This is a genomic window from Kribbella pittospori (assembly GCF_004331465.1).
GTDB lineage: Bacteria > Actinomycetota > Actinomycetes > Propionibacteriales > Kribbellaceae > Kribbella > Kribbella pittospori.
The window spans coordinates 524,590-542,921 of sequence record NZ_SJKB01000003.1 but is presented as its reverse complement, the minus strand read 5'-3'; the positions used below and the strand labels follow the sequence as shown (position 1 = coordinate 542,921).

Below are 18,332 nucleotides of genomic sequence, written 5' to 3'. Positions count from 1 at the left end.
GCGCACTTAAGGGATGTCTTAGGTGGCCGTTGACAGTGGGGTGCCGGCGCGGTGACATCGAGGTATCCGCGTCGACGAAGGAGCCCGGCATGCAGGTTCCAGCACCATTCGAGTACGAACGCGCCACCAGTGTCGACAACGCCGTCGAGCTGCTCGACCGGCTCGGCAGCTCGGCCCGCCTGATCGCCGGCGGGCACAGCCTGCTGCCGATGATGAAGCTCCGGCTGGCCAACTTCGAGTACCTGATCGACATCAACGAACTGCACGACGAGCTCGGCCGGATCACGGTGACGCCCGACGAAGTGCGGGTCGGCGCGATGACCCGGCACCGCGAGCTGCTGGAGTCGGCCGAGCTTGCGGCGCTGTTCCCGATCTTCGCCGACGCCGAACGCGTGATCGCCGATCCCGTCGTCCGCAATCGCGGCACGATCGGCGGATCGCTCTGCCAGGCCGATCCGTCCGAGGACCTGTCCGCGGTGTGTACGACGCTCGATGCGAGCTGTGTGATCCGGGGACCGTCCGGAACGCGGGTGGTCACCATGGACGAGTTCTACCGCGGTCCCTACGAGACGGCTGTCGGTGATGACGAGATCCTCACCGAGGTGCGGTTCCCGATCCGGCCGGGCGGCTCCAGCGCGTACTACAAGGTCGAACGGCGAGCCGGTGACTGGGCGGTCGTGTCCGCGGGCGCCGCGGTCTGGATCCGCGACGGCGTGATCGCCGACGCCCGAGCCGGGCTCGCCGCGGTCGGACCGAATACGACCGGTATCCCGGCGATCTCCGAGGCCCTGCGCGGCAACCCGCCGTCCGAAGAGCTGTTCCGGCAAGCGGGCGCACTGGCCGCGGCGGCGAGCGAACCCGTGACCGACATGCGCGGCAGCGCCGAGTACAAGCGGCACCTCGCCGCCGAGCTGACCGCCCGAGCCTTCCGGACGGCGGTCCAGCGGTACGACGAACGCTCCGGACAAGGGAGGGCATGACCATGCAGGTGACGATGACCGTCAACGGCGAAGAGGTCTCGGCCGAGATCGAGGGCCGCACGCTGCTCGTGCACTTCCTCCGCGATCACCTACGGCTGACCGGGACCCACTGGGGCTGCGACACCAGCAACTGCGGGACCTGCGTGGTCTGGATGGACGACGAGCCGGTCAAGTCGTGCACCGTCCTGGCCGCGATGGCCGGCGGCCACGACGTACGCACGGTTGAAGGCCTCGAGACCGAGGACGGCCTGGACCCGATCCAGCAGGGCTTCATGCAGTGCCACGGACTGCAGTGCGGCTTCTGTACGCCGGGGATGATGATGACCGCCCGCGCGCTGCTCGACCGCAACCCGGACCCGTCCGAGCAGGAGATCCGGGAAGCGATCTCGGGCCAGATCTGCCGCTGCACCGGTTACTCGACCATCGTCCGGTCGATCCGGTGGGCCGCCACTCACCCCGACGGCGCGCAACCCGCGTCCGAGCCAGAGACTGCGGGGAGCCCAGCATGACTGCCACACCGACCCGTCCGACCGAGACGTTCGAGAACAACGACCAGAAGCCGCTCGGCCACGGCCGGATGCTGCGCAAGGAGGACCCGCGCTTCATCCGCGGCCTCGGCAAGTACGTCGACGACATCCAACTGCCCGGCATGCTGCACCTCGCGGTACTGCGCTCACCGATGGCGCACGCGCGGATCGCCAGCATCGACGTCACCGCCGCCCAGGCCCATCCGAAGGTGAAGGCGGTCATCACCGGCGCTGACCTCGCCGCTCAGGGCCTGGCCTGGATGCCGACGCTGTCGAACGACGTACAGGCTGTGCTGGCCACCGACAAGGTCCGGTTCCAGGGCCAGGAGGTCGCGGTCGTCGTCGCCGAGGACCGGTACGCCGCCCGGGACGCGCTCGAACTGATCGACGTCGACTACGACCCGCTGCCCCCGGTCGTGGACGCGCGGACCGCGCTGGCGACGGATGCAGCGGTCATCCGCGACGACCTGGAAGGCAAGACGGACAACCATTGCTTCGACTGGGAGACCGGCGACGCCGCCGCGACCGAGGACGTGATGTCGCGGGCCGATGTCGTGGTGAAGGAGGACATCGTCTACCCGCGCGTCCACCCGGCCCCGATGGAGACGTGCGGGTGCGTCGCGGACTACGACCGCGTCGACGGCAAGCTCACGCTCTGGACCACGAGTCAGGCACCGCACGCACACCGGACCGTCTACGCGCTCGTGTCCGGCCTGCCTGAGCACAAGATCCGGGTGATCGCCCCCGACCTCGGCGGCGGCTTCGGCAACAAGGTCCCGATCTATCCCGGCTACGTGTGCGCGATCGTCGCGTCGCTCGTCCTCGGCAAGCCGGTCAAGTGGATGGAGGACCGGTCCGAGAACCTGACCAGCACCGGCTTCGCCCGGGACTACATCATGCGCGGCGAGATCGCGGCGACCCGGGAGGGCAAGATCCTGGCGATCCGGACCAACGTGCTGGCCGACCACGGCGCGTTCAACGGTACGGCGGCTCCGGTGAAGTACCCGGCCGGCTTCTTCGGCGTGTTCACCGGCAGCTACGACCTCGAAGCGGCGTACTGCAAGATGACCGCCGTCTACACCAACAAGGCACCGGGTGGTGTCGCGTACGCCTGCTCGTTCCGGATCACCGAAGCGGTCTACCTGGTCGAGCGGTTGGTCGACTGTCTCGCGTACGAACTCAAGATGGATCCGGCCGAGCTGCGGCTGCGGAACTTCATCCGGCCCGACCAGTTCCCGTACCAGAGCAAGACCGGCTGGATGTACGACTCGGGCGAGTACGAGAAGACGATGCGCCTGTCGATGGAGCTCGCCGGGTACGACGAACTCCGCCGCGAGCAGGCCGAACGCCGGGCCCGGGGCGAACTCATGGGCATCGGCGTCTCGTTCTTCACCGAGGCGGTCGGTGCCGGTCCCCGTAAGGACATGGACATCCTCGGCCTCGGCATGGCCGACGGTTGTGAACTGCGGGTCCATCCGACCGGCAAGGCTGTGGTCCGGCTGTCGGTGAAGACGCAGGGCCAGGGGCACGAGACGACATTCGCGCAGATCGTCGCCGAGGAGATCGGCATCCCACCGGACGACATCGAGGTGGTGCACGGCGACACCGACAACACGCCGTTCGGCCTCGGCACGTATGGCAGTCGCTCGACTCCAGTGTCCGGCGCGGCCGCCGCGCTGGTCGCCCGCAAGGTCCGCGACAAGGCGCGCATCATCGCCTCCGGAATGCTCGAGGTCTCGGTCGCGGACCTGGAGTGGACCAAGGGCTCGTTCCACGTCAAGGGCGACCCGGGCACCGCGGTCACCATCCAGGACATCGCGATGCGGGCGCACGGCGCCGGCGACCTTCCAGAAGGCATCGAGGGCGGTCTGGAAGCCCAGATCTGCTACAACCCGGAGAACCTCACCTATCCGTACGGCGCCTACATCTGCGTCGTCGACGTCGATCCCGGCACCGCGGTGGTCAAGGTACGGCGCTTCGTCGCGGTGGACGACTGCGGGACGCGGATCAACCCGATGATCATCGAGGGCCAGGTGCACGGCGGACTTACCGATGGGGTCGGGATGGCCCTGATGGAGATGATCGCCTTCGACGAGGACGGCAACTGCCTCGGCGGATCGCTGATGGACTACCTGATCCCGACCGCGCTGGAGGTCCCCGACTGGGAGACCGGCTACACCGTCACCCCTTCACCGCATCACCCGATCGGCGCGAAGGGTATCGGCGAGTCCGCCACGGTCGGATCACCGGCCGCCGTCGTCAACGCCGTCGTGGACGCACTGAAGCCGTTCGGCATCCGGCACGCCGACATGCCACTGACACCGTCCAGGGTCTGGGACGCCATGCAGGGCCGGCCCCGGCCGCCGGTGTGAGGTGCGCATGAACACAACCGTCACCGAACGGATCGCCGAACTCACCGGCGCGCGGGTGCCGTTCGTGCACGCGACCGTCGTCCGCGCGGAGCACCCGACCTCCGCGCGGCCGGGCGACGACGCGGTCGTGCTCGCGAACGGATCGCTGGAGGGATTCGTGGGTGGCATCTGCGCCGAGGGTTCGGTCGTGTCGGCGTCACTCGCGGCCCTCAGCGAGGGAAGAGCTGTGCTGCTGCGTGTCGTGCCGACGGCGGCGGATGCGTTCCCGGAGGTTCCCGGTGCCGTGGTGGCGACCAATCCCTGCCTGAGTGGTGGGTCGCTGGAGATCTTCCTGCAGCCACAGATCCCGCCGCCGCTGCTCGGCGTCTCGGGCGCGACCCCGATCGCCGAGGCGATCGTCGCGGTCGGAACCGCGGCCGGCTTCGCCATCGAGCGACTGGACGGGATCCGGCGGCCGTCGCCAGGCACTCTCGCGGTGGTCGTGGCGGGCCTGGGCCGGGACGAGACCGGTCCGCTCCGGGCAGCGCTGGACGCCGGTGTCGGCTTCGTCGGATTGGTTGCCAGCGGCAAGCGTGGTCGGGCGGTGCTGGCCGAGCTCGGCCTGACCGACGAGGAGGCGGCCCGGGTCCGGACACCGGTCGGCCTGGACCTCGGCGCGGAGACGCCTGGGGAGATCGCACTTGCCGTGCTCGCCGATGTTGTGCGCTCGATGAGACAGAACGGTCTCCGCCCGGCCCAGCCTCCGGCGGAGGACATCGCCGTACAGGTCGTGGATCCGGTCTGTGGGATGTCGGTGCTGATCAAGTCCGATACGCCGTACCTCGAGGTCGACGGCACAACGTACTGGTTCTGCAGCCAGGGGTGCCGCGACGCCTACGCTGCGCAGGTCGCGGGTTGACCGGCATGTTCGTGACCGGACTGGTGCTCGCCGCGGGTGGGTCGCACCGACTGGGTCAGCCGAAGCAGCTTCTTCCGTACGGCGATACGACGCTGCTGGACGCCGTACTGCGAGCCGCTCGGGAATGTGCGTTCGACCAACTGCTCGTCACGCTGGGCGGGGCGGCCGAGGAAGTCCGCGAGACGGTCGATCTGAGTGCGACGACTGTGGTGCTGAACCCGTCGTACGGCACCGGGTGCTCGTCCTCGATCGTCTCGGCACTCGAGGTTGTCGACAATCGGACTGTTGGCATTGTGCTGATGCTCGGCGACCAGCCCGGGGTCCGAGTCCGATCGGCGCGGTCGGTGATCCAGTCGGAAGCGCCGATCGCCGTCTGCCGGTATCGCGACGGGATCGGCCATCCGTTCTGGTTCGCCCGCTCGGTGTTCCCCGAGCTCGCGAATCTGCACGGGGACAAAGGGGTCTGGAAGCTGATCGAGTCGGGCCGTCACGCGGTCGTCGAAGTACCGGTGGACACGGAGGTGCCGGCGGACGTGGACACCTGGGACGACTACGAAAGCCTGCTGGCACAAGGGATCGAGCGATGACGGCGCCGTTCCGGGACATCGAGCAGGTCATCAGCCGCTTCGACGAGGCCGGGCATCTGCTCGACGAGGGCACCGCCACGGCGCTCTACCTCGCTTGCACACTCCCCCGCCCGTTGCTGCTCGAAGGTGAACCAGGTGTCGGCAAGACCGCGTCGGCGCTCACTCTCGCGAACGTTCTCGGGACGTCCCTGATCCGGCTGCAGTGCTACGAAGGGCTGACCGCGCGCGAAGCCCTGTACGAGTGGAACTACCAGCGCCAACTGCTCGCGATCCGGCTGGCCGAATCCAGGCACGACAGACTCGAGGACGCTGATCTGTTCACCTCCGAGTTTCTGATCGAGCGTCCGATCCTGCGCAGTGTCACGGCCACCGGCCCGGTGCCACCGGTCCTGTTGCTCGACGAGATCGATCGGGCCGACGACGAGTTCGAGGCGCTGCTGCTGGAGTTCCTCGGCGAAGCGTCGGTGACGATCCCCGAGCTGGGCACGTTCGCCTCCGCCCGGCCGCCGTACGTCGTCCTCACGTCGAACCGGAGCCGCGAGCTCCACGATGCACTGCGACGCCGTTGCCTTTACCACTGGATCGAGTTCCCCTCGCCCGACCGCGCGGTACGCATCGTCCGGCGCCGGATCCCGGCGGCCTCCGAACCGCTGGTGCGCAGCGTCACCGACTTCGTCGGCCGGGCGCGGGAACTGGACCTGGACAAGCCGCCCGGGCTGGCCGAGACGATCGACTGGGTCGCCGCGTTGAGCGCGCTCGGGGTGACCTCGGTCGGCCGCGACGATGCGCTCCGAACGCTGTCGGCGATCGCCAAGTCGCCCGATGACGTGGACGCCATGACCGAACTGTTCGAACCGAGCGAGGGGACAGCATGAGGATCACCCACGAGTTCACGGTGAGCGTGCCGCCGGCCCCAGCGTGGGCGGTGCTGACCGACCTCGAGGCGATCGCGCCGTGTATGCCGGGCGCACAGCTGACCGGGTTCGACGGGGAGACCTACCAGGGCAAGGTCCGGGTCAAGCTCGGTCCGGTGGTGAGTGACTTCGGTGGTACGGCGCGGTTCGAGACCAAGGACGACGCGACGTACCATGCGGTGATCGATGCCAAGGGCAAGGATTTGCGCGGGTCCGGGAACGCCTCCGCGCGGATCACCGCGGACCTCGCTCCAGACCCGGCCGGCACCCGGGTGAGCGTCGACACCGACCTGAGCATCTCCGGCAAGGTCGCGCAGTTCGGCAGCAGCATGATCAAGCAGGTCTCGGAGAAGCTGCTCGGAGAGTTCACCACCTGCTTGGAAGCCAAGCTGGCGGCGGGCGAACTGGGCGCCCAGCAGGTAGCTGCAGCCGAGTCCGCGCCTAGCCGAGTCGACGGAGATGGACAGGCCGTCGATACGCTGGCAGACCATGTGGACTCGGCGTCCGCCTCGTCCGAGAGCACCGAGCCGGCTCCGCTCGACCTGATGCACCTCGCCGGCGGCTCGGTGGCACGGCGGGTGCTGCCGGCGCTGGTCGTCGTCGTGATCGTGGCGGTGGTGATCTACTTCCTTGTCCGATGACGCTGTCCTGTTCCGTGCCGTCGACCGCGCGGCGTTCGCCGTGGCGTTCTCCGAGCGACTGCGAACCGCGGGCATCTCCGTCGACCTGACCGCGACGGAACTCTTCACCGAGGCGCTGACCGTGCAGCAAGCGGACAACCAACGCCGGCTGTACTGGCTCGGCCGAGTCACCTTGGTACGCCGCAGACAGGACCTGGACAAGTACGACGCAGTGTTCGCCGCCGTCTTCGCGGACACGGTCGTCGCAGTCGATCCACAGTCCCGACGCCGGCCGCTCGACTCCGCCCCCGACCGCGCCACCGGCCACGGGATCCCACCATCGGCGATGGTTGAAGACGGCGCAGGCCTGCCCTGGATCACCATGCCCACCGCCGCCACCGGCCGCGCCGAAGACGCGAACACCGGACTTGCTGCGCCCGAACGGCTGCCGAGCGCTCTCACCGGTCTGCGCGACACGCCGTTCGACGCGCTCGACCCGGTGCAACTCGCGGAGGTGGGTGCCTGGCTGGAGAGTGCGCGCGAGCACTGGCCGACCCGTCGTACCCGCCGCTTCGCAACCCGCAGCCGCGGGACGATGATCGACCTCCGGGCCACCATGGCGCGATCACGCAGTACAGGCTGGGAGCCGACAGAACTGGTTCGCACCGGCCCGGTGCACAAGCCGCGGCGGCTGGTGATGCTGTGTGACGTCAGCCAATCGATGCAGGCGTTCATCACGCCGTACCTGCATCTGATGCGGGCGGCAACGATCAGCGCAGGGGCGGAGGTGTTCGCCTTCGGAACGACGTTGACCCGGCTGACCGCCGTACTCGCCCATCGCGATGTCGCGGTCGCTGTTGATCAGGCGTCCAACCTGGTCGCGGACCGCTTCGGCGGGACCCGCATCGCCACCAACGTGGCCGGCCTGCTCAAGTCGAGGTATGGCGCACTCGTTCGCGGCGCCGTGGTGATCATCGCCTCCGACGGCTGGGACAGCGACGACCCCGACCAGTTGGCCCGGACGATGGCGCGACTGTCCCGGCGCGCCCATCGAGTGATCTGGATGAATCCGCGCGTCGCGGCTCCCGGCTACCAGCCGCTCACCGGCGCGCTCGTCGCGGCCCTGCCGTACTGCGACGCCTTGCTCCCGGGCAACACCCTCGACGCACTCGCCGAGGTCGTCAACTCCACAAGGTGACGTGGATCGACGGCCGGAAGTGCCCGATCGTCACCCCTGATCCCCGCAACATCGCTTGGGTGGCGCGCGGCGTGGTGATGAAGCGCGTCAACTCGGCGGCGGCCGGTACGACGGCATGCGCCGGCAACGTCATCGCCGACCAGACCCCGCCCATCGTCAGTCCCCGACCGGTGACGATCGTCAACCGGCCGTTCGACACATCGCCGGCGACCGCGGACGACAACGCCACCGCGACTCCCCCATCACGCTTGGCCTCCTCGATCGCCGCGGCATGACTCTGGAAGATCCGTTGCTTCGACTCCGGCACCTCCAGCTTGCGCAACATCGCCGCGACCGCGCCGTCGGTGACCGCCGAGGGACCGAGCAACCAGGTCTGCTCACGCAGCATCGCCGGTCGGGCCGGACCGATCGCGGCCGGATGCCCGCTGTCCGCGACCACGACGAGCCGGTAGTTGAGGAAGGGAACGCGGCGGATCGACTCGGGCAGACCGGCCGGGACCGGGCCGAGGGCAACATCGACCGATCGCTCGGACAGCAGCGCCGCGAACTGGCGCGGATGATGCACGCTCAGCTCGACGTCCAGGTCATCGGCGCGGCCGGCGAACAGTTCGATCAGGCCCGGGGCGGCGTACTCGGCGAACAGCGTCGAGGCCGCGATCCGCATCAGTCTCCGGCCGCGCCCGGCCTGGCTGACCTCCTGGATCGTCCGGTTCTGCAGTCCGAGCAACTCCACGGCCCGACTGGCCAGCCGCAACCCGCCGGGTGTGAACGCCAGCCCCGACGCAGTCCGGGTGAACAACTGGTCCCCGAGTTCCTTGCGCAGTTGGGCAACGTGCAGGGAGATGGCCGCCTCGGTGACCTCGAGTTCACCGGCGGCGGCCTTCACCGAACCGAGGCGCACGACCGCGGAGAACGCACGAAGCTGAGTAGGCGTCATCGTGTCGCCATCGTAGAACCGCAGCGCGCCTTTCGCCGCGCGCCGACCTCAGGTGTCGAGTCGGATGACGCGGCGCCAGCCGTCGAAGACCATGGTCGGCGTCATCCCGACCGAGAGGTAGAGGCCGAGGGCCGGGGTCGGGTTGTTGGTGTCGACGTGCTGGATCGTGCCCGTCCGGCCGGCGGCCATGAGCCGAAACTCCCCGCAGCATCGGTCGGCTCAGGAGTCCGGACGGTATGCCGTCCGGCAATACGACGTTCACGTTGCGCAGGTGGGGCCTGGCTGTTATTTGCCTCAGGCAATCAGGCCCAGGCGGTGGGACAAGCGGCGGCAGCGTTGGTGGTCGTCGGTGTGTTGGTGCCGGCGAAGGTACATACAGCGACGGCTCCCGCCGGTACGGCGAACGCGGTGTGGATCGGTTTGCGGATGTGGAAAATTGTGTGAATACATTTCACGATGCCCCCTTGGACACCAGTTGGATGCACCCGAGGAGGGCAAAGTTGGTCAATAACAAATACGCCGTTCCGATTCAATCGAACAATTGACGGAGGTCGCGCCGCTGGATTTCGATTCTGCGTTGCCTCATGGCGCGGCGCTCCTCCTCGGACAGGCCGCCCCAGACCCCCGCTTCTTGCCGGGTGTTCAGAGCCCAACGACGGCACTCCTCGATCACACCGCAGCCGCAGCAGACCTGCTTCGCCTGTTCGATCTGCAGAATCGCAGGCCCCGTGGTCCCGATCGGGAAGAACAACTCTGGGTCCAGCCCCGCACACGCAGCGCTGAACATCCAGCTCCCGGACGTCGCCCCGGCTGCGGGCAGGTCCATCGAGAGACTCATCGTGCGGCTCCTTTCACCGCGGGACAGGTAATACCAGCCAGACTGACCCGCCCCTCCCCACGTGTCGTCGCAGCCAGCACCCGACGCGCATTGCAGCCAGCAGGAAGAAGCAGGCCCCCGCTGGCACCGACGACCCGCGCCGAGTCGCCATCAGGCATTGCACGGCAGAGTCGTCCTCACCGGCTTCGTCATCGCGTCGTTCTCGGGCGAGTCCACCAACGCTCGGTCCGGAACGCCGGCCCACCGCGGATCAGGCCAGAGCCGCCCTGCTGGAGATCCGGGACAGCGAATTGCTGGAGTCAGCGGGCGCTCCTCACAGGGAGGATGGCGAACGCGCCTACGATCGCGCACACTCCGGCAACGCCGTACAGCACGCCGTAGCTGCCGCCGCCGACCGCGAGGATGGCCGGAGCGATTGCCGCCGCGACGGATCCGGGGAGTGCGCCCGCGATGTTGAGTACGCCGAGGTCCTTGGCGGCGTTGGCCTTGTCCGGCAGTACGTCGACAACGAGCGCCAGATCGACGGCCATGTACATGCCGAATCCAAGTCCGCCGATCGCCATCCCGATGAGATAGCCGTTGACGTTGACCGCGAGGCCGATGACGAGCATCGCCAGCCCGTAGACAATCGACGCACTGAGGACGAACACCTTCCGCCTCCCCGTCCAGTCCGAGAGCCGGCCACCGACGAGCGAAGCAACAACGATGACGCTGGACTGGATGAGCGTGCCGAGGAAGATCTGTCGCGGTACATCGGCCTCGGCACTCCCGATCTTCTCCAGCAGGTAATAGGCCTGGTAGGTGAACAGGAACGCGTACGCCAGCACGAACAGGAACCGGCTGACGAAGGCCCACGCGAAGTCCGGGTTCTTGCGCGGTGAGACGTAGAACGTGCCGGCGAACTCTCGCAGCGACCACGGCGGCCGGTCCGCCTTGGCCAGCCGGCGATCGTCGAGGACCGCCGCGAACAGAAGGATGAAGAATCCGCCGATCAGGCACGGGGCCAAGAACATGGCGAGCTGGTTCCCGGTGAACAGCTTGACGAAGAAGGTCCCGCTGATCGAGGCGATCGGCAGACACACGCCCAGTACGCCGGCGACCACACCGCGTTGCGTCGCCGGAACCTGATCCGGCAGGACCGCCACTTGCACGGCGAGCAGCGCGTTGAAGAACAGCTGGGCAGTGCACCACCCGATGAGCACAACCAGGATGTTCGGCGCCACCGCGACGACGAGAATGCCCAGCGAACCACCCACCAGGCCAATGACCATCCAAGGCCGCCGCATTCCCAGCCGCGACGTCGTACGGTCACTCAGCTTGCCGAAGAACGGATTGCAGACCATCGCCACCAGGCCACCGATCCCGGCAACCAGCGCCAGGCTGCGCGGCGCCTGCTCGATCCCCACCAGCGAGTTCACCTTCAACGCCAAGGTGACCAGCAACGGCGCAATCAACACCAGACAAGTACTCAGGTACGCCAATGTGTACAGCAGGATGAACCCCCACCCCACCCGACGCACCTCGTCAACAACGCGGGCGCTCTCCGCCCGCCCAGAAACCACGGACATCCGCACATCCCCCCTCTCCAAAATCCCCCCACCGACAGCTCCGGTCAATGGCCAGTTCCTGAGCTGTTGCCACCCCAGGTTGACCGGCTCGGCGCCTAGGGTTTGGGGATGCTGCCGATTCACGTGACGGTATGGGACGACGGGGGATCTCTGGGTGGGCAGGTGATTCTGGTTCACGGCACGTTGTCTTGGGGGCAGGCGTCGTTCGTGGGGCAGCGGGGGCTGGGGCGGGATCGGCGGATTCTGGTGGTGGATCGGCGAGGGTTCGGGGAGAGTCCGGACACGGAGATGAGTGACTACGACGTCGACGCGGATGACGTCATCGGGCTGATGGACAAACCGAGTCACTTGGTCGGGCATTCGTACGGCGGCGTGGTCGCGATGCTCGCTGCCGGGCGCCGACCCGAGCTGGTTGCCTCGCTGGCTTTGATAGAGCCGGCGGCGCTGGCTGTCGCGACTTCGGATCCGGTGGTTGCCAAGTCACTCGAAGGCAACCGTCGCTACTGGCCGAGCACTCAGTCGATGACGGCGGAGGAGTATCTCAAGGTCGTCTGGGGTGACCAGCCGGTTCCCGAGCCGTACGAATGGTCCCTGCGCGCCGCTGGTTCGGCGCTCCACGAGCGGCCGTGCTGGAACGCCGATGTACCGCTGGAGCCCATCCGCTCCGCGACGTATCCGAAGCTGGTCCTGGCCGGCACCTGGGAGACGGCCCCGGCTGACTACCGCGCCGCGGCCGGCGAGGCGCTCATCGCCACCTCGAAGTTCATCGCCGCGCAGACCGGCGCCACCTTCATCCAGGTCGAGGGTGCTGACCACTCCCCGCACCAGCAACGCCCCGACGAGGTGAACCAGCTCTTGCTCGACCTGTGGCAACAGGCCGACGCACCGCCGGGCAGTGGCAGCACGCAGCGGCGGGCACTACGCTCCGACGATGGAGCGGAGTGACGCGGCCGAGACTCGCGAGCGAGGCGACCGGCGGTCGTTGTTCGACCGGTTCGTGCAGACGGCGTATCTACGCGTCAGCCAAGCACCGTTCTTCTTTCTCTGTGCCGGGGTCGTCATTGTCTGGCTGGTGAGCCTGCCGCTGTGGGTGGATCTGAAGGCCTGGCAGGTCGCCATCCACACAGTCGCCAGTGTCGTCACCCTGCTCCTCCTGGTTCTGCTCGAGAACGCCGCCCGCCGCGCCGAGGAAGCATCCCAGGAGAAGCTCAACGTGATCGCCGAGGCACTGGCGGCGTTGATGGCATCACGGTCCCGCACCGACCCGGACCTCGAAGAAGCCACCCAGAAACTCCGCGACGCCATCGGCCTTGAGGGCCGCCACTGACATGTCGAACCCCGCAGACCAAGGCCTGCTGGTGCTCATGTGCGGTACGGCGTACTCCGGCAAGAGCACCTACGCGCAGGCACTCGCGGCGAGGGTGGACGCGGTGGTGGTCAGCCTCGACGAGATCAACGAACGCCGTGGACTGTGGGGCGGTGACGGGATCCCGGTCGAAGAGTGGATCCGCACCCACGAACTCGCCCGCACCGAAGTCCGCGCCCAACTTGCCGCCGGTCGGACCGTAATCGTCGACGACACCAGCTCGCTGCGCTCCCTGCGCGACGGCTGGCGTTCCCTGGCCGCCGGCGCCGGCTTCGTGCTCGTCTACCTGGACGTTGACCACCCCACGATTCGCCGTCGCCAGGCCGGCAACCGACGCAGCCTGGCCCGGGGCGACGTGGCGGACGCGGTCCTGGAACAGCACCTGGCCGACTTCGAGCCGCCCGGGGCCGATGAGAGTCCGGTTCGGGTTTCAAGTATGTGAATGCGTATCAGGATCGGCACCCTCTGCATCCAGTCGGGGAGCAAGCGGAGGGCCTCGAGAACCATCCGGTGCTGGTTCATGGTCACACCTCCTGGGCATGGCGATCACTGCGAGCCACTGACCGCCCACCCCAGACATGTACCCGGGAACGCTCTCGGGCAGTCCCGACACAGTGATGGATGATGTGCGGGTGTCTGTTGATGTTGCCGGGTTGGCTCGGGAGCGGTTGGCGTTCGACTCGTTGCGGCCGGGGCAGGAGGAGTCGGTCCGGGCGGTGCTCGAGGGGAAGGACACGCTCGCCGTTCTGGCCACCGGGACCGGGAAGACCGCGATCTACCAGCTGGCCGGGCTCGCGTTGGGTGGAGTGACGGTCGTGGTGAGCCCGTTGGTGGCTCTCCAGCGCGATCAGCTGCGGGCGTTGTCCGAGCACCCCGCGGGTGTCGAGGTCGCCGAGTTGAATGCGAGCGACTCGGCCGGTCGCCGGATGGCCCACGACATGCTGTCCAACGACCGGCCTGGATTCGTGCTGCTGTCGCCGGAGCAACTCACGCATCCCGACGTACTCGACCTGCTGGCCGCATCCCGGCCGCGGCTGGTGGCCGTCGACGAGGCCCACCTGGTGAGCGAGTGGGGCCAGGACTTCCGCCCCGACTACCTTCGGCTCTCCGCCGCCATCCGCGCGATGCAACGGCCTCCGGTCCTCGCGTTGACCGCGACCGCCGCCCCACCGGTGCGCAAGGAGATCATCCATCGGCTGGAGATGCGCGACCCGGCCGTGGTGGTCGGCGGCTTCGACCGGCCGAACCTCAACCTCGCGGTGTTCACCTTCGCCGACGACGAGACCAAGAACCGCCGGCTGCTGAGCCATGTCCGGTCCTCGCGCGGACCGGGCATCGTGTACGTCGCGACCCATCGCCACGCCGAGGATCTGGCGCACGAGTTGGCGATCGCGGGTGTACCGGCGCAGGCGTACCACGCGGGTCTCTCGGCCAAGCAGCGCCGCGAGGTCCAGGACAGCTTCCTCGCCGACCACTGCCGGGTCGTCGTCGCCACGATCGCCTTCGGGATGGGCATCGACAAACCGGGCATCCGCTGGGTCAGCCATGCCGAGGCACCGGGCTCGATCGACGCGTACTACCAGGAGATCGGACGCGCCGGCCGCGACGGCGAACCGGCCGACATCGAGCTCTTCTATCGCCACGCAAACCTCGGCCTCAACCGGTTCTTCGCCTCAGGCGGGGTGACCGACGCCGACCTCCTCGCCGTCGCCACGGCGATCGACGAGCACCGCCCGGCGGACATTCCCGAATTGGCCGCCGCGAGCGGCCTCAGTCCGGCCCGGGTCGAACGCGCTCTCGGCCGGCTGACGGACGCACGAGTGGTTGCCATCAGCCACCGTTTCCACCTGGCCGCCCACGTGGACGTCGATCGCGCGGTCGCCGCTGCCTCGGCGGTCGAGCACGATCGCCGCGAGGCCGCCCGCTCCCGCGTCGAGATGATGGCCGCGTACGCGGAGTACGGCGGCTGCCGGCGCGAATGGCTGCTCAGCTACTTCGGCGAGCAGTACGACGGCCCGTGCGGCAACTGCGACAACGACCTCGCCGGACGCACCGCAGCCCCAGCCGACGACCAACCCTTCCCGGTAGGCAGCAGAGTGACCCACCCCACCTTCGGTCCCGGCCAGGTCGAGCACTACACCGGCAACGCCATGACGGTCCTCTTCGATCGAGTCGGCTACAAGGAACTCCGCACCGCCTTCATGATTCACAACCACCTACTCAAATCCGAATCCTGAACCACTACAGCGCGAGCTCAGCAACCGCGGACGGATCCAGTGATCGGCCGGTGTGCGCAGCAGGACACCGAATCGCGTGTCGGTGCTGGCCCCCGGCATGCGACTCAGCATAAGTCGGGCAGCCGCCGAACTGTACGAGCACTGTGCGAGTCCTGCCCGTGGTCTGTGGCGTGCCGGAGGCCGAGGCTGGAGCCATGACAACAATCGCATGGCTCCCGGGGGGGTGGAGCCACCCGGTGCGGGTGCCGCTGACGACCGGACATCACCTGCGCCCGATCCGGGCGACCGACGACTCTGACCATCGCGGCGGTCGCACTGCTGAAGAAGAACTGACGATCACTGTTCGCCGGCGTCAGCGGATCAGCTCCGGTTTCGGGAGCGTGCCGCAGGCGCCGGCGGCGTCGTGCTGAGCGGTGACCGTCACGGTCTGCTTGAGGTCGTTGTAACCAGTCGCCGCCTGCCAGGTGCCGGCGTTGGCCAACTGGATGGCGTACGCCGAGTTGTACGTCTGGGTGGAACCCGGCAAACGGTCCTGGGACTGCAGCCGGGGCGCCGGGTCGGCGAGGTTGAGCAGCAGGCGGTACTCGCCTGGCACGGCCGGTGCACAGACCTGCTTGTCGAGCGTCGTGGTCGTTCCGGCCGGCCAGCGCCGCGGGTCGGCGGGCAGGTCCACGCGGTAGCTGTGCTTGTGACCCTGGAAGATCAACTGGACCTGCCGCGGGTTGTACGGCGCCGCCCACCCGTCGTTGCGGATCTTCAGGCCGACGTCGACGGTGCCGCGTGGCAGGGTGGTGCTCGTGACCGTGCTCTGCTCGAGTGCGAACCGGTAGCCGAGCCGTTGCTTGGCGATCGTGATGTTGTCACCCCAGCTCGCCAGCACGCCCGGGTGGTAGTCGGTGTTCAGGAAGGAGAAGTGCAGCCTGGCCATCTCCTCCGACGCCGACGGCCAGTCGGATCGCGGCGAGTTCACTCCGCAGGTCTCACCGCCCTCGGGCACGTACTTGGTGTCCTGGGCAACGAATTCCTTGTCGAGCTCGATCGGATCACTCAGATAGGTTCCGAAGTCGTCCGGACTGGCCAGGAAGCAGTCGTTGTGATGACCGACCCGCGCCACCGGCGTGCCGTTGTACGCCTGCTCCGCGGTGAGACCGCCTTCAGCCCCGGTCGGTACGCCGAGCATTCGCTGCTTCATGTACGGCGTACGCACCTGGATCATCCGGTCCTTCGGAAGGGCCTTGAGCAGAGCCATGATCACCGCGCGACGGTCCGCCCAGTTCTGGTCCGAGACCTGGCTCGGGTCCTGCGGGTCGGCGAAGTAGTCGGTGTAGTACCCCTCACCCCACAGCCCGACGAAGCCGGACTGGACCACCGCGATCACGTCGGCGTTCTCCCGGAGGATCGGCGTCAGTTGGGCGATGTGCTTCTGGACGCGCGCCAGCGGTGCGTCGCCGTACGGGATGGTCGGCGGCCAGCCGGGCGGCTGGGCGTACGCGAAGCGGACGATCGCTTTGATGCCGGCCGCGCGGATCGTCTGGAAGTCGGCGCGGACCAGGTCGAGATACGCCGGGTCGAGCGTGTCCAGGCTAGCGAACTTCTCCAGGTAGAACACCCGGAGGATCTGGGTGACGTTCTCCTGGGTCCGGAAGTTGCGCAGCGTTGTCACGTTGAGCGGCACGTAGCCCGAGCCGTCGGCTCGGTAGTGCGTCTCGGTGTGGTGGTAGAAGCCGCGCTCCTGGTTGGAGATCACGGCGTCGGTCTGCGCATAGTCGCGGGTCGTGACCGACCCGGTTCCGTGGGCCGCGGCGGCGGCCTGTGGCGCGAAGACCAGACTGACGAGGGCGATGATCGTGACGAACCGTCTCATGGGCAGGGCCTCCCTGACGCAGCTGCGACCTGGGAATAATCATGGAGTCCAGGAAAACTATGTCAAGAGCTCGGCGTGGTCAGATCGCCGAGACGGGCAATTTCCCGTCGTAGCGGGCGGCCTCGACCTGCTCGAGGGCAATCCGGACGGCGCCGAACGCGACTCCCTCGGCACCGAATTCGGACACCCTGATCTCCGGGGTCCGCAGGCACCAGCGGTCGAGTTCGCGGCGCAGCGGCTCGACCAGTACGTCGGCCGACCGGGAGAAGCCGCCGCCAATCACTACGAGTTCCGGGTCGAGGGTGAGGACCAGCGCCGACGCGCCGACCGCGATGTCGCGAATGTACGAGCGGACAGCCCTGATCGCCGTCCGGTCCCCGTCCCTGGCGGCGAGGAAGACGTCTTCCACATCATCGGCCCCACCCAGCCAGTCGTACAGGTGCTGCGGGGCTTTCAGCCAACCGGCCGCCGGCAACGCACCGATCTCCCCCGCCGCGTTGCCGAACCCTCGGTGCAGCTTGCCGTCGATGATCAGGCCGGCGCCGGTGCGGAGACCGGCGAGCAGGAAGACGACGTTCCCGGCGTACCGGGCGACGCCGCGCCAGGACTCCGCGAGCGCGGCCAACTTGCAGTCGTTCTCGACTCGGACGGGTCCGGGCACGAGTCGGCGAAAGTGCGCGGCCAGGTCGACACCGGTCCACTCGGGCACGGAGTCGGACAGCATCACCTTGCCGGTGCCGTCGACGAGTCCGGTGGAGGCGACTCCGGTCGACCAGATCTGATCGGGGATGACGCCGGCTCCGGCGAGGGTGGTGGTGACGCAGTCGTCGAGCATTGCGAGGCGTTCCCGGCGTCCGATCCGCGGGCTCACCGCGACGCGGGTCTGGTTCAGCACCACGCCCTCGAGATCGGTGACCATGGCAAGGATCTTGTGGCCGCCGATGTCGACGCCGAGGATCCGGCCCGCGTCGGCGCGGAACCGGTAGCGACGGGCGGGCCGGCCGACGGTGCCCACAGCCGGCGCCAGCTCGCTCACCCAGCCACGCGCCAGCAACTCGCGGGCGACGTCCTCGGTCGAAGCCCTGGACAGGCCGGTCCGCTTCGCCAGCTCAGTCAGCGTCAACGGCTTCTCGTCGCGCAGGGCTCGCAGCACGCTCAGTGCGTTGAGCTGCCGCAGCCGGGACAGATCGCCGCCGCTCGGCTCATCGGTCATCGCGACCCCCGGAGTTCGGATGGACTCCCTGATAACTATAGAGGTCCCGCATATAGGTGGTGCCGTCGCGAGCGTCGTCCCGCGGAGTGCTGGGCAAGGCGGAGGAGGGAGGCGGGACGGAGTCCCGTCGACCGACGACAACGCCGCCCAGTGCCCGCGGGGCGGCGCGCAGCAGGCGCCACCTATGTGCGGGACCTCTAGGCAGTTCCGCGG

Annotated in this window: 18 protein-coding genes; 12 read left to right on the top strand and 6 right to left on the bottom strand. The window is 68.2% G+C overall.

Annotated features, from left to right (window positions below):
- Nucleotides 1–89: 89 nt before the first annotated feature.
- Genes E0H73_RS12865 through E0H73_RS12830 form a run of 8 tightly spaced genes read left to right on the top strand, consistent with a single transcriptional unit; the run spans nucleotide 90 to nucleotide 8,096 of the window.
- Nucleotides 90–980 (top strand): FAD binding domain-containing protein, encoded by an 891-nt coding sequence (locus tag E0H73_RS12865; protein ID WP_131354250.1) that lies wholly within the window; start codon nucleotides 90–92, stop codon nucleotides 978–980.
- Nucleotides 977–1,489 carry a (2Fe-2S)-binding protein gene (locus tag E0H73_RS12860; RefSeq protein ID WP_337590317.1) on the top strand — a complete coding sequence of 171 codons (513 nt, stop codon included), beginning with the start codon at nucleotides 977–979 and terminating at the stop codon, nucleotides 1,487–1,489. The genes E0H73_RS12865 and E0H73_RS12860 overlap by 4 nt, the downstream gene beginning before the upstream one ends.
- On the top strand, nucleotides 1,486–3,879 hold the full coding sequence (locus E0H73_RS12855) for an aerobic carbon-monoxide dehydrogenase large subunit (protein WP_131354248.1): 2,394 nt from the start codon (nucleotides 1,486–1,488) through the stop codon (nucleotides 3,877–3,879). The genes E0H73_RS12860 and E0H73_RS12855 overlap by 4 nt, the downstream gene beginning before the upstream one ends.
- Before the next feature lie 7 nt (nucleotides 3,880–3,886).
- On the top strand, nucleotides 3,887–4,777 hold the full coding sequence (locus tag E0H73_RS12850) for an XdhC family protein (protein ID WP_131354246.1): 891 nt from the start codon (nucleotides 3,887–3,889) through the stop codon (nucleotides 4,775–4,777).
- 5 nt (nucleotides 4,778–4,782) lie between these two features.
- Nucleotides 4,783–5,364: a nucleotidyltransferase family protein gene (locus tag E0H73_RS12845; protein WP_131354244.1), complete on the top strand. Its 582-nt coding sequence runs from the start codon at nucleotides 4,783–4,785 to the stop codon at nucleotides 5,362–5,364.
- Nucleotides 5,361–6,239 carry an AAA family ATPase gene (locus tag E0H73_RS12840; protein WP_131354242.1) on the top strand — a complete coding sequence of 293 codons (879 nt, stop codon included), beginning with the start codon at nucleotides 5,361–5,363 and terminating at the stop codon, nucleotides 6,237–6,239. The genes E0H73_RS12845 and E0H73_RS12840 overlap by 4 nt, the downstream gene beginning before the upstream one ends.
- On the top strand, nucleotides 6,236–6,919 hold the full coding sequence (locus E0H73_RS12835; RefSeq protein WP_131354240.1) for an SRPBCC family protein: 684 nt from the start codon (nucleotides 6,236–6,238) through the stop codon (nucleotides 6,917–6,919). The genes E0H73_RS12840 and E0H73_RS12835 overlap by 4 nt, the downstream gene beginning before the upstream one ends.
- Nucleotides 6,909–8,096 carry a vWA domain-containing protein gene (locus E0H73_RS12830; RefSeq protein WP_131354238.1) on the top strand — a complete coding sequence of 396 codons (1,188 nt, stop codon included), beginning with the start codon at nucleotides 6,909–6,911 and terminating at the stop codon, nucleotides 8,094–8,096. The genes E0H73_RS12835 and E0H73_RS12830 overlap by 11 nt, the downstream gene beginning before the upstream one ends.
- Here E0H73_RS12830 and E0H73_RS12825 read toward each other — a convergent pair.
- The 4 genes from E0H73_RS12825 to E0H73_RS12810 all read right to left on the bottom strand — a co-directional run bounded on the left by E0H73_RS12825 (nucleotide 8,080) and on the right by E0H73_RS12810 (nucleotide 11,439).
- Nucleotides 8,080–9,033, bottom strand: coding sequence for a LysR family transcriptional regulator (locus E0H73_RS12825; protein ID WP_131354236.1), 954 nt, complete (start codon nucleotides 9,031–9,033; stop codon nucleotides 8,080–8,082). The two genes, E0H73_RS12830 and E0H73_RS12825, sit on opposite strands and share 17 nt — an antisense overlap.
- Before the next feature lie 48 nt (nucleotides 9,034–9,081).
- A complete protein-coding gene (locus tag E0H73_RS12820) occupies nucleotides 9,082–9,222 on the bottom strand; it encodes a hypothetical protein (RefSeq protein ID WP_202867348.1) in 141 nt (46 codons plus the stop codon).
- A gap of 340 nt (nucleotides 9,223–9,562) precedes the next feature.
- On the bottom strand, nucleotides 9,563–9,871 hold the full coding sequence (locus E0H73_RS12815) for a WhiB family transcriptional regulator (RefSeq protein ID WP_420323425.1): 309 nt from the start codon (nucleotides 9,869–9,871) through the stop codon (nucleotides 9,563–9,565).
- A gap of 299 nt (nucleotides 9,872–10,170) precedes the next feature.
- Nucleotides 10,171–11,439 carry an MFS transporter gene (locus tag E0H73_RS12810; RefSeq protein ID WP_131354234.1) on the bottom strand — a complete coding sequence of 423 codons (1,269 nt, stop codon included), beginning with the start codon at nucleotides 11,437–11,439 and terminating at the stop codon, nucleotides 10,171–10,173.
- A gap of 108 nt (nucleotides 11,440–11,547) precedes the next feature.
- Between E0H73_RS12810 and E0H73_RS12805 the strand changes: the two genes are divergently transcribed.
- The 4 genes from E0H73_RS12805 to E0H73_RS12790 all read left to right on the top strand — a co-directional run bounded on the left by E0H73_RS12805 (nucleotide 11,548) and on the right by E0H73_RS12790 (nucleotide 15,042).
- Nucleotides 11,548–12,384, top strand: coding sequence for an alpha/beta fold hydrolase (locus tag E0H73_RS12805; RefSeq protein WP_202867347.1), 837 nt, complete (start codon nucleotides 11,548–11,550; stop codon nucleotides 12,382–12,384).
- Entirely contained in the window at nucleotides 12,371–12,766 is a 396-nt protein-coding gene (locus E0H73_RS12800; RefSeq protein WP_131354232.1) for a low affinity iron permease family protein, read from the top strand. The genes E0H73_RS12805 and E0H73_RS12800 overlap by 14 nt, the downstream gene beginning before the upstream one ends.
- 1 nt (nucleotide 12,767) lies before the next feature.
- Nucleotides 12,768–13,247 (top strand): P-loop nucleotide/nucleoside kinase family protein, encoded by a 480-nt coding sequence (locus tag E0H73_RS12795; RefSeq protein ID WP_131354230.1) that lies wholly within the window; start codon nucleotides 12,768–12,770, stop codon nucleotides 13,245–13,247.
- Nucleotides 13,248–13,437: 190 nt separating this feature from the next.
- Nucleotides 13,438–15,042 carry a RecQ family ATP-dependent DNA helicase gene (locus E0H73_RS12790; protein ID WP_202867346.1) on the top strand — a complete coding sequence of 535 codons (1,605 nt, stop codon included), beginning with the start codon at nucleotides 13,438–13,440 and terminating at the stop codon, nucleotides 15,040–15,042.
- A 352-nt stretch (nucleotides 15,043–15,394) separates the two neighbouring features.
- Here the strand turns inward: E0H73_RS12790 and E0H73_RS12780 are convergent, their stop codons facing one another.
- Nucleotides 15,395–16,906: a DUF4832 domain-containing protein gene (locus E0H73_RS12780; RefSeq protein ID WP_131354226.1), complete on the bottom strand. Its 1,512-nt coding sequence runs from the start codon at nucleotides 16,904–16,906 to the stop codon at nucleotides 15,395–15,397.
- A gap of 79 nt (nucleotides 16,907–16,985) precedes the next feature.
- Nucleotides 16,986–18,119 (bottom strand): ROK family transcriptional regulator, encoded by a 1,134-nt coding sequence (locus tag E0H73_RS12775; RefSeq protein ID WP_131354224.1) that lies wholly within the window; start codon nucleotides 18,117–18,119, stop codon nucleotides 16,986–16,988.
- Between the last annotated feature and the right edge of the window lie 213 nt (nucleotides 18,120–18,332).

What these genes read in the sequence shown, in the direction of transcription:
- E0H73_RS12840 (WP_131354242.1), top strand. Translation starts at nt 5,361, where the DNA reads ATGACGGCGCCGTTCCGGGACATCGAGCAGGTCATCAGCCGCTTCGAC.
- E0H73_RS12820 (WP_202867348.1), bottom strand. Translation starts at nt 9,222, where the DNA reads ATGGCCGCCGGCCGGACGGGCACGATCCAGCACGTCGACACCAACAAC.
- E0H73_RS12845 (WP_131354244.1), top strand. Translation starts at nt 4,783, where the DNA reads ATGTTCGTGACCGGACTGGTGCTCGCCGCGGGTGGGTCGCACCGACTG.
- E0H73_RS12825 (WP_131354236.1), bottom strand. Translation starts at nt 9,033, where the DNA reads ATGACGCCTACTCAGCTTCGTGCGTTCTCCGCGGTCGTGCGCCTCGGT.
- E0H73_RS12865 (WP_131354250.1), top strand. Translation starts at nt 90, where the DNA reads ATGCAGGTTCCAGCACCATTCGAGTACGAACGCGCCACCAGTGTCGAC.
- E0H73_RS12780 (WP_131354226.1), bottom strand. Translation starts at nt 16,906, where the DNA reads ATGAGACGGTTCGTCACGATCATCGCCCTCGTCAGTCTGGTCTTCGCG.
- E0H73_RS12855 (WP_131354248.1), top strand. Translation starts at nt 1,486, where the DNA reads ATGACTGCCACACCGACCCGTCCGACCGAGACGTTCGAGAACAACGAC.
- E0H73_RS12805 (WP_202867347.1), top strand. Translation starts at nt 11,548, where the DNA reads ATGCTGCCGATTCACGTGACGGTATGGGACGACGGGGGATCTCTGGGT.
- E0H73_RS12795 (WP_131354230.1), top strand. Translation starts at nt 12,768, where the DNA reads ATGTCGAACCCCGCAGACCAAGGCCTGCTGGTGCTCATGTGCGGTACG.
- E0H73_RS12835 (WP_131354240.1), top strand. Translation starts at nt 6,236, where the DNA reads ATGAGGATCACCCACGAGTTCACGGTGAGCGTGCCGCCGGCCCCAGCG.
- E0H73_RS12815 (WP_420323425.1), bottom strand. Translation starts at nt 9,871, where the DNA reads ATGAGTCTCTCGATGGACCTGCCCGCAGCCGGGGCGACGTCCGGGAGC.
- E0H73_RS12800 (WP_131354232.1), top strand. Translation starts at nt 12,371, where the DNA reads ATGGAGCGGAGTGACGCGGCCGAGACTCGCGAGCGAGGCGACCGGCGG.
- E0H73_RS12810 (WP_131354234.1), bottom strand. Translation starts at nt 11,439, where the DNA reads ATGTCCGTGGTTTCTGGGCGGGCGGAGAGCGCCCGCGTTGTTGACGAG.
- E0H73_RS12850 (WP_131354246.1), top strand. Translation starts at nt 3,887, where the DNA reads ATGAACACAACCGTCACCGAACGGATCGCCGAACTCACCGGCGCGCGG.
- E0H73_RS12860 (WP_337590317.1), top strand. Translation starts at nt 977, where the DNA reads ATGACCATGCAGGTGACGATGACCGTCAACGGCGAAGAGGTCTCGGCC.
- E0H73_RS12775 (WP_131354224.1), bottom strand. Translation starts at nt 18,119, where the DNA reads ATGACCGATGAGCCGAGCGGCGGCGATCTGTCCCGGCTGCGGCAGCTC.